This window comes from Pseudomonadota bacterium, from assembly GCA_039818985.1.
In the GTDB taxonomy this organism is placed as follows: Bacteria; Pseudomonadota; Alphaproteobacteria; order Sphingomonadales; family Sphingomonadaceae; genus Alterisphingorhabdus.
In genome coordinates this window covers 415412-428228 of record JBCBSU010000001.1, presented here as the reverse complement: position 1 = coordinate 428228, position 12817 = coordinate 415412, and the positions used below count along the sequence as shown (strand labels likewise).

Sequence of the window (12817 nt, the reverse complement as noted above, 5' to 3'; positions counted from 1 at the left end):
GCCCAATAACCCGTTGGTAGCGCAGTCAGCCGATCGGCGCGTTGAGATCGTCGACCGAAATCTCCGGCTCGTCGTCTGCGGTGGCGGTGAGATCGGGGATTGGCTTGTTCTGCGATGCCAGCGACGCCTGAACGATACGCGATGGCTGGGTCGGCGGCTCACCGCGGCTGATCATGTCGACATATTGCATGCCCGATTTGACCCGACCGAAATTGGTATATTTGTTATCGAGCGAGAAACGCGGATAGAAAACGATAAAAAACTGGCTGTTGGCGCTGTCTGGATCGCTGGTGCGCGCCATCGACACAGTGCCGCGAATATGTGGCAGGCGGTTGAATTCAGCCTTGAGGTTGGGAAGCTCCGATCCGCCCTGTCCAGTACCGGTGGGGTCACCGGTCTGCGCCATGAAACCGTCAATCACGCGGTGAAAGATGATACCATCATAAAAGCCCTGGCGTGCCAGTGTCTTGATGCGTTCGACATGCGTCGGAGCGACATCGGGGTAGAGCTGGATCGTGACCCGGCCACCGGTGGAAAGGTCGAGATGCAATATGTTGTCCGGATTGTCGCGCATCGCCTTGCGCTGCTCGGGCGTGATCTCCGGTACGCTGGCTTCGGTCTCGCCCTGCGTTTCGCTTTCCTGGGCCATGGCTGCGGGCATTGCCAGGCAGATCGCCGCAAACACGGCGCATAGCCTTGCCCATAGTGATGTGCGCAACATTGCTTAAACTCTCCAAATATCTGTCTGGCGCCGGTTCATCCGATTTCAGCTGCAACGCCCGCTGTGCCCGATGCGATACGGCGTCAATGCTGTCAACATGATGAATGATGGCGCATGTCCCTTAACCGCCCTTGAGGCCCAGTTCCCCGACCCGCGCCATTACCTGTTCGCGAACCGTCGGCGTCACAAACTTGCCGATCTCCCCGCCATATAGAGCGATTTCCTTGACCAGCCTTGAGGCGATGGGCTGCAGCGCGACATCGGCCATCAGGAACACCGTGTCGATATTGTCATTAAGCTGGCGGTTCATGCCGGTGAGCTGATACTCATATTCGAAATCGGTGACGCCGCGAATCCCGCGAATAACCACCGATGCCCCCTGATCGGCGGCAAAATCCATCAGCAGCGAATTGAACCCGACCACTTCGATATCGCTATTGCCGATAGCGGCCACTTCGCGGCGCACAGTCTCGATGCGCTCCTCATCAGTGAACATCGGCGATTTGCTGATATTGGTGGTAACACCGATAATCAGCCTGTCGACCAGATTGGCCCCGCGCTGAATGATATCCATATGACCGAGGGTGATGGGATCGAATGTCCCTGGATAGACGCCGATGCGCTGAGCCATTAGCGATCCCTTTCCACAATAAACCGCGCAAGCGCGCGCAACACATTGGCTTCGTCGCCGAAATCCTGCAAATGGCCGACCGCCTGGTCGACCAGGAAAAAGGCCTGTTCGCGCGCGCGGTCGACACCGAGAAGCGAGAGGAAGGTCGCCTTGCCCGCATCTTCGTCCTTGCCCAGCGCCTTGCCCGCCAGTTCCTCGTCACCTTCGACATCGAGCAGATCATCGGCGATCTGAAAGGCGAGACCAATATCGCGGGCATAAGCACGCAGCGGCGCGCGACCCTCTTCAGGCAGGCGTCCCAATATTGCCCCCATCTCGACCGACACACCGATCAGCGCACCGGTCTTCATCTGCTGCAGCCGGGTCACGGTGGCGAGGTCGAATTGCTGTCCATCGGCGGCCAGGTCCATCATCTGCCCGCCAGCCATGCCCGAAGGCCCGCTCGACGTAGCCAGTGCCGAGACCAGCTCGACCCGCACAAAGGGATCGCTGTGCACATCGACGGAAGACAGGATTTCGAAGGCCAGATCGTGCAGCGAGTCTCCGGCCAGCACGGCGGTCGCTTCGTCAAACGCCTTGTGTACCGTCGGCTTGCCACGACGCAGGTCATCATCATCCATGCATGGCAGGTCATCATGAATCAGCGAATAGACATGGATCGCCTCGACCGCCGTAGACGCAAGCAGCGCAGCATTGCGATCGACACCGAACAGTGAAGCGGTTTCGGTGAGCAGCAGCGGCCGCACCCGCTTGCCGCCACCAATGGCGGCATGGCGCATTGCTGCGAACAGGGGTGCACGCGGATCTTCGGGGATCGGCAATATCCGGTCGAAAACCGCGTCGATATCCTCGGCAATCCCGGTAAAGGCTTCCGACAGAAGCGAAGTATCAGATAGCGCCGGTGAAGATTCGTCCGTCATATATCCCTGCTTCTAGACCCATATTCTGGCCCATATCATGGCATCCCCAAACCAGTGGCGATGGCACTGACCGCCCGCCACTGTCAGTCGTCAAACGGCTCGGTGCCAGGCTGGCCATCCGTCCCGATGGTGATTTTCTCGATCCGGCTTTTGGCATCATCGAGACGCTTCTGGCAATGGCTGCGCAAGCGCTCCCCCAGCGTATACAGCGTGATCGACCTGTCGAGCGTCGCCTCGCCGCTCTCGAGCTGGCGGACCACGGCTTCGAGCCGACCCAGCGCGTCCTCGAAACTCAGCGCGGCAATCGCCGCTTCATCCATTTCCGATATCTCTTGTGTCATGGCTCCATGCTTTGACGGGCAGGCCGGTCCGGGTCAAGGGCGGCAGCCATATTGCCGCCAATTTGCATGGCGGTGCGATCATGCGCATAGTGACCCGCATAATGTCATCACCGGGGGAAAGACATGTTCATCGGCCATTATGCACCGGCCTTTGCCGCGGCAGCGCTGGCAACAGGTGATGAAAAAGGCGCGGTCAGCACAGTGGGGCTTGGTACGATGTTCATTGCCGCCCAGCTGATCGACTATGCCTTTTTCGGTTTCGCGCTGGCCGGTATCGAGAATATGCGCATCTCGCCGGGCATGTCGATGATGAATCCGATGGACCTGTATGACATACCCTATAGCCACAGCCTGTTGGGTACGTTCGGCTTCGCCTTTGGTTTCGGCCTGCTGGTGATGCTGGCCAGCGGTAATCGCCGTGCCGCGCTGGCCGGTGCGCTGGTAGTTATATCACACTGGTTCCTCGACCTGTTGGTGCACGTACCTGATCTGACCCTGTTCGGCAGCGAGCCGAAACTCGGGCTTGGCCTGTGGAACCATCCGCTGATCGAAATGCCGCTGGAGCTCATTCTGTGTTTCGGCGCATTTTATTGGTATCTGCGCGCAACCCGGCCAAAGCCGGTGAACAGCCAGGTCAGACGCGCTTGGCTGGCACCTCTGGTGCTGGCGCTGGTCTTGCTCGCGGTGCAACTTTATAACTGGTTCGGTCCTCAGCCTGAAAGCTATGGCCCCAGCATCGCATGGACCGCGCTAGTGGCATTTACCATTCTCGCCTTGCTTGCCCATTGGGCAGCGCGCCAGCGCACCGCCTGAAAAATCAGGAACGGCTGCGGTCGAGCCATTTGTAGATGAAATAGATAAACTCGCCGAACAGCGCGAGCGAGGCCAGTCCCAGATACCAGGTCAGCAGCGTGAAATTGAAGGTCAATATGCCGATAAACACCGTTGCCGCGAAGCAGCCGAAATACAGAAAGCCGATGCTGCGATCGTTCAGATAAAGCCGGTGTATGCCAATGGCACCGAAGAGGAGGAGCAATATGATGGCCACCGGGTAATTGCGGTCATCGACCCGTTCGTAAACATTGCCCACTTCATACATCATGTCGCCATGATAATCGGCCATTGCGCACTCCCCTGTTACGACAGAAAAGCGCTTAGCATCGCATAATTAAGGAAAAGGTAATACCGGACCCTAGCAGCACTGGCATCATGCAGCTATGGAGCGACGCATGACCCAGAATCAGCCCGCGCCAGCACCCGAAATCACCCCGGAGATCGTCGCCGAACATGGCCTCGCTCGGCAAGAATATGACCGCATATTGAACGCCTTGGGCCGTGCACCCAATCTGGTCGAACTGGGCATCTTTTCGGTGATGTGGTCGGAGCATTGCTCTTATAAATCCTCGCGCATTCACCTGAAGAAACTGCCGACCGAAGGGCCGCAGGTGATTTGCGGGCCGGGCGAGAATGCCGGGGTGGTCGATATCGGCCCCGGCCCCGATGGCAAGCCGCTGGCGGCGATCTTCAAGATGGAGAGCCATAACCACCCCTCCTACATCGAGCCCTATCAGGGCGCGGCGACCGGGGTCGGTGGTATCCTCCGCGATGTCTTCACCATGGGCGCGCGGCCGGTGGCGCTGATGAATGCTTTGCGTTTCGGCTCGCCCGACCACCCCAAGATGAAGCATCTGGTGAAGGGCGTGGTCGCGGGCATTGGCGGCTATGGCAATTGCGTCGGCGTGCCGACAGTCGGCGGCGAGACCAATTTCGACCCGGCTTATGACGGCAATATCCTGGTCAACGCCATGGCGGTGGGCATCGCCGAGCAGGACAAGATTTTCTATTCCGCAGCCAGCGGCGTCGGCAATTCCATTGTCTATGTCGGCTCAAAGACCGGGCGCGACGGCATCCATGGCGCGACCATGGCCAGCGCCGAATTTGACGAGGACAGCGAGGAAAAACGCCCAACGGTGCAGGTCGGTGACCCGTTCACCGAAAAGCTGCTGATCGAGGCCTGTCTCGAACTGATGGCGACCGATGCGATTGTCGCTATTCAGGATATGGGCGCGGCGGGACTGACCTCGTCCAGCGTTGAAATGGCAAGCAATGGCGGTGTCGGTATCCGCCTCAATCTCGACCATGTGCCGCAACGCGAAACCCATATGACCGCCTATGAGATGATGCTCTCTGAGTCTCAGGAACGGATGCTGATGGTGCTGAAGCCCGGCCGCGAGGATGAGGCCCAGGCGATTTTCGAGAAATGGGAACTCGATTTCGCGGTCATCGGCGAAGTCACCGATACCGGCCATATGGTGCTGGAGCATCTGGGCGAAGTGGTGTGCGATATCCCGCTGGCGCCGCTGGCCGATGATGCGCCGTTGTATGATCGCCCGCATGTGCCGACCAAAGCCGCCGAGCCGCTCAAGGCAGAGGATATCCCTGAAAGCACCAACATCCGCGCCGATCTTTTGAAGCTGATGGCCAGCCCCAACCTTGCCAGCCGCCGCTGGATATGGGAGCAATATGACCATCAGGTGATGGCCGATACGGTCCAGAAACCCGGCGGCGACGCGGCGGTTGTCCGCATCCACGGCACCAATCGCGGCCTCGCCATCACCACCGACTGCACCCCGCGCTATGTTCATGCCGATCCCTATGAGGGCGGCAAACAGGCCATCGCCGAAGCCTATCGCAACCTGATCGCCGTCGGCGCCAAGCCGCTGGCGGTGACCAACTGCCTCAATTTCGGCAACCCCGAACGCCCGGAGATTATGGGGCAGTTCGTAGGCGCGCTGCAGGGTATGAGCGAGGCATGCAAGGCACTCGATATGCCGATCGTTAGCGGCAATGTGTCGCTGTATAACGAGACCACCGGACCGGATGGCGTACCGCGTGCAATCCTGCCGACGCCCGCGATTGGCGCGATTGGGTTGATAGACAACCTCGATCAGATGATGACGATGGGGTTTAAGGATGAAACTTCGCTACAGTACGAAGGAACCCGAAATGAGCGTGAAGTGGGAGCAGGCATTTTCCTAGCGGGTTCTTTAACCGGACACATTGAGCAGTCATCATGGTTGCGCGAGGTCCATGGGCTTTCGACAGGCCGCGCACCGAAAGTTGATCTTAAGGCTGAAAGGCGGACAGGTGAGTTTGTAAAGGCGCTCATTGCAAAAGAGCTTTTACACGCAGTGCATGATGTTTCTGATGGTGGGATCGCTGTTGCATTGGCCGAAATGTGTTTGGCAAGTAACTTGGGAGCCTTCATCCCGGGCGGCATCGAATTGGGAGTAAATGGACTGTTTGGCGAGGATCAGGGCTTATACGTTTTTAGCTCAACTGAGCCAAAAGAAAAGCTGACCGAGGCAGCGAAAGCGAACGATGTAGAACTATCCTGGCTTGGCACTGTTTCTGACCAACCAAGGCTAATTTTCGACATGCCAGGCGGCGATGTTGTTATTGATCTCGCCGACCTCTGCGCCGCGCATCAGAGTTTTTTCAAGGACTGGATGGAGGATTGACCCCTCGAGCGTCATTGCGAGCGTAGCGAAGCAATCCAGAGCATCTTGCGCGGCTCTGGATTGCCGCGTCGCTTCGCTCCCCGCAATGATGACGGTTTCATAAATGCTCCAACCCATCCTCCACTATTCCGGCCATTTTATCGCGCCCTTCCTGATCGCATGGATCATCTGGCACAACGCCGATGACCCGCGCCGCTGGTGGCAGGCGGCGCTCATCATGGTCGCCACCATCGCGATTGACCTCGACCATCTGCTCGCCGATCCGGTGTTCGATCCCGATCGCTGTTCCATCGGCTTTCATCCGCTGCACACCATCTGGGCCGCCTTGGTCTATGCCGCGCTGTTGCTGGTGCCGCGATGGTGGGTGCGGGCGATCGGACTGGGATGCTTATGGCATCTGGTGACCGATGCGGGCGACTGCGTTATGATGGTGTTATGAGCAAAGCACCACCATCCGGTTATTCCGGCACGCCGCTGGCCAAGAAGCTGACCTTGAAGGACGGGATGCGTGTCTGGTTTAACGCCATGCCCGACAGCGTCCGCGCCGAGATTGCCGATTACGAGCTGGACCTTGCCGAAGAGGCCGAGCCTTCCGATGGCCTCAACGCAGCGCATATCTTCGTCACCGAACGCGCGGTTCTGGAGGACCGCCTCACCATGCTGCGCACCACCATCGCGCCCGACGGCCAGATCTGGGTGAGCTGGCCGAAAAAGGCCGCCAAGATGGACACCGATATCACCGAAGATGTGATCCGTATCGTCTGCCTGCCCATGGGGCTGGTCGATATCAAAGTGTGTGCCGTCGATGCGACCTGGTCCGGACTCAAACTGGTGATCCGCAAGGAATTGCGCTGAGCGCCCGCTCTGTTCAGGCCGCCACCAGCAGGTTGTGCGGGTTGACCCCGGCATCGGCATAGATGCGCATTGCTTCCTGATAGCGTGTCGGCGGCACGATGTTCATCTCGGCACGCACTTCCTCTAACGGACGCGCCAGCAGCGCCGAGATATCCGCATGGCCGATATTGGCCGCCGCTTTGCCATGGCGCTGCGCCTCGCGAATGGCGGAGAATACCGGCGCCTTGGCCTTGGCCGGCATCCGGCGCTTGACCTCAAAACCCCCAGCATAGGCGATAAACAGAAAGCCGAGCGAGAAGTTCTGGCTGTAGGAAAAAGCGAGAACGCATTGCTCGCCCAGCGGGTCGCGGCCATAGCCGGTCAGCACATGCACCAGATCATGGGTGTCACGCAGCCGATGGCCGAACCATTCCAACTGGTCCGGATAGCTGGGAATCTTCGAGGCGAATTTGGCGTTTTCCTCGACCAGGCCCTGCGCCGTGATATTCTCACGCTCCATAAACTCGACATAGGCACAGCCCAGCGATCCTGCGGGCATGGCCTTCAGCGTCTCATGATCATCGAGAATGGCGACAAGGTTTTCGTTGCGTGCCATCAGTTCGCGCCCGGCATCGCTGCTGAGAAAGCGCATCGCATCGTCAAAATAGCGCTGGCTGCGCAAATTGTTGGTGATGTGGAACACCTGCTCGGTGTCTTCCTTATCGGCGATCAGCTTGCGGAAATGGTGCAGTGCCTTCAACGGCTGAAAAGCCGCGCGTTCGCGTTCGGGATGCACTAGCGGAAGGTCAGATGTCGGCATGGCTGGTCTCACATGAATACTATATGAGAAATAGCACTACTGACATTTATGTCAATAAATCGTTAGCAGCAGGGCTTTTGTCCAACGCGACACCGCGCTAGGCAGGGTGCAGAGCAACCAACCGGATACCGATAATGAAACCGCATGATACCCTGCCCTACACTCAGCTGCCCGATTATAGCGATGCTCAGCGCATCGAACGGGCACATGATTTTTATGAGGCGATAAAGACACGGCGCTCCTGCCGCTATTTTGCACCTGATGCAGTACCGCGCGAGGTGATAGAGCAAGCGCTGCTGGCGGCGGGAACAGCGCCCAATGGCGCCAATCATCAGCCCTGGCATTTCGCGGTGATCACCTCGGCGGAAAAGAAAGCCGCGCTGCGCGCCGCCGCCGAGGAAGAAGAGCGCGCCTTTTATGCCGGCAAGGCCAGCGATGAATGGCTCGAGGCGCTCGACCCACTGGGCACCGATGCCGACAAGCCATTCCTTGAAATCGCGCCCTATCTCATCGTCATCTTTGCTCAGCGCAAGGGCGGTATCGAACCGGGTGACGCCAAGCAGAACTATTATGTCAATGAGAGCGTCGGCATCGCTACCGGGATGCTGATCACAGCGCTGCATGATGTCGGTCTGGCGACGCTCACGCACACCCCCAATCCGATGAAGTTCCTCAACGAGCTGTGCGAACGCCCGGCCACCGAAAAGCCGATGATGGTTCTGGTGGTCGGCAAGCCTGCCCCGGACGCGACAATCCCGGTGCATGCGACACTGAAAAAGCCGCTGGACCAGATTTCCAGCTGGCTGTAACCATGCGCTGATACAGGAGGGTTCGGGGGAGCAACCAATGGCTACAACCGCACCGGCAGCTACGCGCTATTTCGAACTCGATGCCGTGCGCGGCTTTGCGGTTATGGGGATATTGGCGATGAATATCGTCAATATGGCGCTGCCCGGCGGTGCCTATTTCAACCCGCTATCCTATGGCTATGACAGCATGGTCGATGGCATTGCCTGGCTGTTCAATTTCATCTTTGTCGATTCAAAGATGCGCGGCCTGTTCTCCATGCTGTTCGGGGCCAGCGCGGCGCTGGTGATCGAGCGCGCAGTCGCGGGCGGCAAGTCCGCCGTCCATGTGCACTATGCCCGCATGATATGGCTGCTGGTCTTCGGCCTGCTGCATTTCTACTTCATCTGGGAGGGCGACATATTGGCGCTTTATGCCCAAGCTGGCCTGATACTCTATTTCTTCCGTAACCTTCCGGTGAACAAACTGCGCGCCTGGGCCGTGGGACTGCTCGTAGCGCAATTCCTGTTCCTGGGTGGGGTCTCCGCGATATTCTTCACACTTGAGGGAATGATCGCCAGCGGCACGGCCAGTGCCGAACAGATTGCCGAAGCACAGACCGCGCTTGCCGAGATCGAGAGGGATTTCGGCAGCAACCCGCAAGATGCTGCCGATGATCTCGAACGCCACAAGGGCGGCTATGCTGGCATTTTCAGCTATCGCACAGGCGCGCTGGCGCTGCTGCCCTTCTCCTCATTGCTAAATGTCGGCATGGAAACGCTGGGGCTGATGCTGATTGGCATGGCGCTATACAAATCCGGAATGCTGACCGGTCAGTGGGAGATAGCACGCTATCGCCGCTGGGCGCTGACCTGCTTTGCCATCGCGATACCGCCGCTGGCCGCGCTCGCCTGGCTGCAATATGCCAGTGACTTTTCGGCGGTGAGTGTCTTTGCCTCGTCGCTGGCGTTCAGCATCCCGTTCGATGTGGTGATGGCCATTGGCTGGGCTGCGGTGCTGGTGATCTGGGCGAAGACCCGTGCAGGTACCGCATTCATCCGACGCGTCGCCTGTGCCGGACGCGTGGCATTCACCAATTATCTCGGCACAAGCATTGTCATGACCAGCCTGTTTTACGGCTATGGTCTCAATTTGTACGGCGAGATCAGCCGCGCCACGCTCTATCTTTTCGTCATCGCCATGTGGGCGTTGATGCTGGCATGGTCGCAGCCCTGGCTGATGCACTTTCGCTATGGCCCGCTTGAATGGCTGTGGCGCTCACTGGCGCGCGGCAAGGCGCAGCCATTGCGCAGGGGGCAGTGACGCAAAAATAATTGCAAAAGCCTCGCAATAGCTCTTGCAAGCCATTCTCATTATCGCTATTTCTATTCCTGTAAGGAGTCGAAATATGGTTGTTTGCGTCTGCAATGCCATCAAGGAAAAGGATCTCAAGGCCGCGCTTCTCGAAGCAGGCCCGGGGCGTCCGGCAGATGTCTATGCCCGGCTCGGTCGGCGTCCTAAATGCGGCCAGTGCTTGAAATTTGCGCAAAGCATTATCAATACAGAAGCTGCGACCGCCTAGCATTATCACCTTAAAAAACCTACGTTTTCTGCGGCTTTGAGGGTTTTATTCCGGTTGCTTCGTCGCTATATAGAGCGCGAACAACAAAGGAACGGAATCTATGCGTGGCGATCAAAAGGTCATAGAACTGCTTAACGAAGCGCTCAAGAATGAGCTGACTGCGGTCAACCAGTACTGGCTGCATTACCGCCTGCTTCATGACTGGGGTGTGACTCGCCTCGCCGCATTCGAACGGCATGAGTCGATCGACGAGATGAAGCATGCCGACCAGCTTGCCGAACGCATCCTTTTCCTCAACGGCCTACCCAATTTCCAGCTGCTGGGGCGGCTGAAGATCGGTGAGTCGGTCGAAGAGATCATCGATGCCGATCTGGCGCTGGAATATGAAGCGGTTGAGATGCTGAAAGGCGCGGTCGCCTATTGCGAGAGCATTAGCGATTATGTCAGCCGTGACCTGTTCGCCGCGATCCTGACCAGCGAGGAAGACCATGTCGACACGCTGGAGACCCAGAAGGACATGATCGAGCGCATGGGTATCGAAAATTATATCCAGTTGCAGTCGCGACCGGCAGACGAAGAGACCTGATCGGGAAGGGAAACGTAACCGGAAAAGCCGACCGTCAGATACGGCCAAAGCTGTTATCGACCGGCTCTTCGGTACGACGTCCGAATGTGCGGCGCTGAACCAGCGGATTGGTTTCCTTTTCCAGCGACGCCAAAGTCTGCTCGAACAGTTGCCGCAGCACCACCACCTGTTGCAGCAGTTCGTCCGGCTCCTGGCGCAGTTCGACAAGGCGGCGCGCCGCCATCTCGATATTTTCCGACAGCAATGACAGCCGTTCAGCACCGAATTGCGCAGAATCGCCCTTGAGCGTATGCGCCGGAATCACCAGTCCTGCAGCGTTGCGCGCGCGCATCGCCTCTTCGATCTGTGCCACTGATTTGGTGCCGTCTTCACGGAAATAACCGAGAATGCGAACGAAATCCGCACCCAGCCCCGAGCGGGTGTCGGAAAATGTCGCCCAGTTCACCAATGGTGTGTCTTCGTGCGTCACCTGATAACTCCGTCATGAACGCCTGTCGTTCACCGTACGGAATGATAAATGGCAGAGGTAAAGAGAATGTTGACGAACCGCCGCTTTTGCGCGGGAAGCACAATGGGAAACCCCGCCTAGTCGCGGTCTTTCTGGCGCGTATGATAAGGATTTTTGGGGCTGCGCAGTGTCAGCCGCACCGGAACCGCATCAAAGCCCAGGTCGCGCCTGATGCCGTTTATCAGATAACGTTTATAGCTTTCGGGCAGCGCGTCGAGCCGGGTACCGAACAGCACAAAGCCGGGCGGTCGCGTCTTGGCCTGGGTGATGAAGCGCAATTTGATCCGCTTGCCGCCGGGCGCTGGCGGCGGATTGGCGTCGAGCGCATCGTCGAACCAGCGGTTCAACAACGAGGTTGGAATACGCCGCGACCAGCTGCGTCGCACCTCGAAGGCAGCAGAGAGAAGCGGATCGATACCCTTTCCCGTCATCGCCGACACGGTGATCACCGGAACCCCGCGTATCTGCGCCAGCCCGTCATCAAGCGCGGCGCGTATGCCATTGAACAATGCACTGGCATTCTCCGCGACATCCCATTTGTTGATCGCGACGATCAGCGCCCGCCCCTCCTGCAGCACATGATCGGCAATTTTCAGGTCCTGCGCCTCAAGCCCCTTGGTGGCATCGAGCAACAGCACCACAACCTCGGCAAAATCAATAGCGCGCCTGGCATCGGCAACCGACATTTTTTCCAGCTTCTCGATCACTTTGGCGCGCTTGCGCATGCCGGCGGTGTCGATCAGCCGCACCTCGCGGACGTCACCGTCCCTGTCGGTCCATTCCCAGTTCACCGCGATACTGTCACGGGTAATGCCGGCCTCTGGTCCGGTAATCAGCCGGTCCTCGCCGAGCATTGTGTTGATCAGTGTCGATTTACCGGCATTGGGGCGCCCGACAATCGCCAACTGCAAGGCCCCCAGCTCTTCCTCGCTGGGCACGAACTCCTCATCGGGCGCGTCCTCGGCAACCACCACGTCAAGCTCAGGCTTCTGCAACGCTTCAGCCGCGTCAGAACCCTGCTCCAGCGCCAGCATTGCCTGTTCCACGGGCTCACGAATAGCGCCGAAGAGATCGGCCAGGCCCTCGCCATGCTCGGCGCTCAGCGCCACCGGATCGCCAAAACCGAGCGCATAGCTTTCCAGCAGACCGCTCTCTGCGGCCTTGCCCTCGGCCTTGTTGGCGACCAGCACGATCGGCGTCTTCACAGTACGCAGCCAGCGGGCGATTTCCTCATCCAGCGGCGTGATCCCGGCACGGGCATCGACAACGAACAGCGTCGCCGCTGCTCCGGCCACCGCAGCCTCGGTCTGCTGGCGCATCCGGCCCGGCAGTGTCTCGGGATCCTCATCTTCATAACCGGCCGTATCGACGATACTGAATTTCAGTCCCAGCAGTTCGGCCTCACCCACGCGGCGATCGCGGGTTACCCCCGGCTGGTCATCGACCAGCGCCAGCCGCTTGCCCACCAGCCGGTTGAACAGCGTCGACTTGCCGACATTGGGACGGCCGATAATGACTATTTCGGGCAGCATGTTTTCTTCCCGGCAGCGTTGGGAGCGCGCGCATA

General features: G+C 58.7%; 16 protein-coding genes. 8 read left to right on the top strand and 8 right to left on the bottom strand.

Annotated elements, in window-relative coordinates; all coding sequences use genetic code 11:
• Positions 1-25 precede the first annotated feature (25 nt).
• The 4 genes from AAFX04_01875 to AAFX04_01860 form a co-directional block, all read right to left on the bottom strand.
• Positions 26-649, bottom strand: a complete 624-nt coding sequence (locus tag AAFX04_01875) for a peptidylprolyl isomerase (GenBank protein ID MEO1044168.1) — start codon at positions 647-649, stop codon at positions 26-28.
• Positions 650-842: 193 nt separating this feature from the next.
• On the bottom strand, positions 843-1352 hold the full coding sequence (gene coaD, locus AAFX04_01870) for a pantetheine-phosphate adenylyltransferase (GenBank protein ID MEO1044167.1): 510 nt from the start codon (positions 1350-1352) through the stop codon (positions 843-845).
• Positions 1352-2272, bottom strand: a complete 921-nt coding sequence (locus tag AAFX04_01865) for a farnesyl diphosphate synthase (GenBank protein ID MEO1044166.1) — start codon at positions 2270-2272, stop codon at positions 1352-1354. Before AAFX04_01865 ends, coaD begins: the two co-directional genes overlap by 1 nt.
• Before the next feature lie 83 nt (positions 2273-2355).
• Positions 2356-2613, bottom strand: a complete 258-nt coding sequence (locus tag AAFX04_01860; protein MEO1044165.1) for an exodeoxyribonuclease VII small subunit — start codon at positions 2611-2613, stop codon at positions 2356-2358.
• Positions 2614-2736: 123 nt separating this feature from the next.
• Between AAFX04_01860 and AAFX04_01855 the strand changes: the two genes are divergently transcribed.
• Positions 2737-3426 (top strand): hypothetical protein, encoded by a 690-nt coding sequence (locus AAFX04_01855; GenBank protein MEO1044164.1) that lies wholly within the window; start codon positions 2737-2739, stop codon positions 3424-3426.
• Between the two features lie 4 nt (positions 3427-3430).
• Here AAFX04_01855 and AAFX04_01850 read toward each other — a convergent pair whose 3' ends face one another.
• On the bottom strand, positions 3431-3736 hold the full coding sequence (locus AAFX04_01850; GenBank protein ID MEO1044163.1) for an NINE protein: 306 nt from the start codon (positions 3734-3736) through the stop codon (positions 3431-3433).
• Positions 3737-3842: 106 nt separating this feature from the next.
• On the opposite strand from AAFX04_01850, the gene purL reads away from it, so the two are divergent.
• From purL to AAFX04_01835, 3 genes are all read left to right on the top strand, one after another.
• Positions 3843-6134, top strand: a complete 2292-nt coding sequence (gene purL, locus AAFX04_01845; GenBank protein ID MEO1044162.1) for a phosphoribosylformylglycinamidine synthase subunit PurL — start codon at positions 3843-3845, stop codon at positions 6132-6134.
• Positions 6135-6237: 103 nt separating this feature from the next.
• Complete coding sequence (locus AAFX04_01840) at positions 6238-6573, top strand: DUF6122 family protein (protein MEO1044161.1); 336 nt, start codon at positions 6238-6240, stop codon at positions 6571-6573.
• The gene (locus tag AAFX04_01835; GenBank protein ID MEO1044160.1) at positions 6570-6989 is read left to right on the top strand and encodes a hypothetical protein; all 420 of its coding nucleotides are present in this window, start codon (positions 6570-6572) and stop codon (positions 6987-6989) included. The genes AAFX04_01840 and AAFX04_01835 overlap by 4 nt, the downstream gene beginning before the upstream one ends.
• A 13-nt stretch (positions 6990-7002) precedes the next feature.
• On the opposite strand, the gene AAFX04_01830 is transcribed toward AAFX04_01835, so the two are convergent.
• Positions 7003-7788, bottom strand: coding sequence for a Coq4 family protein (locus AAFX04_01830; protein ID MEO1044159.1), 786 nt, complete (start codon positions 7786-7788; stop codon positions 7003-7005).
• Between the two features lie 134 nt (positions 7789-7922).
• On the opposite strand from AAFX04_01830, the gene AAFX04_01825 reads away from it, so the two are divergent.
• The 4 genes from AAFX04_01825 to bfr all read left to right on the top strand — a co-directional run bounded on the left by AAFX04_01825 (position 7923) and on the right by bfr (position 10742).
• The gene (locus tag AAFX04_01825; GenBank protein ID MEO1044158.1) at positions 7923-8597 is read left to right on the top strand and encodes a nitroreductase family protein; all 675 of its coding nucleotides are present in this window, start codon (positions 7923-7925) and stop codon (positions 8595-8597) included.
• 37 nt (positions 8598-8634) lie between these two features.
• The gene (locus AAFX04_01820; GenBank protein ID MEO1044157.1) at positions 8635-9897 is read left to right on the top strand and encodes a DUF418 domain-containing protein; all 1263 of its coding nucleotides are present in this window, start codon (positions 8635-8637) and stop codon (positions 9895-9897) included.
• A gap of 85 nt (positions 9898-9982) precedes the next feature.
• Entirely contained in the window at positions 9983-10156 is a 174-nt protein-coding gene (locus AAFX04_01815; GenBank protein MEO1044156.1) for a (2Fe-2S)-binding protein, read from the top strand.
• Between the two features lie 100 nt (positions 10157-10256).
• The gene (gene bfr / locus AAFX04_01810) at positions 10257-10742 is read left to right on the top strand and encodes a bacterioferritin (GenBank protein ID MEO1044155.1); all 486 of its coding nucleotides are present in this window, start codon (positions 10257-10259) and stop codon (positions 10740-10742) included.
• A 34-nt stretch (positions 10743-10776) separates the two neighbouring features.
• On the opposite strand, the gene AAFX04_01805 is transcribed toward bfr, so the two are convergent.
• Together AAFX04_01805 and der are read right to left on the bottom strand one after the other, a co-directional pair.
• A complete protein-coding gene (locus AAFX04_01805) occupies positions 10777-11211 on the bottom strand; it encodes an Hpt domain-containing protein (GenBank protein MEO1044154.1) in 435 nt (144 codons plus the stop codon).
• A gap of 116 nt (positions 11212-11327) precedes the next feature.
• A complete protein-coding gene (der, locus tag AAFX04_01800) occupies positions 11328-12782 on the bottom strand; it encodes a ribosome biogenesis GTPase Der (protein MEO1044153.1) in 1455 nt (484 codons plus the stop codon).
• Positions 12783-12817 lie beyond the last annotated feature (35 nt).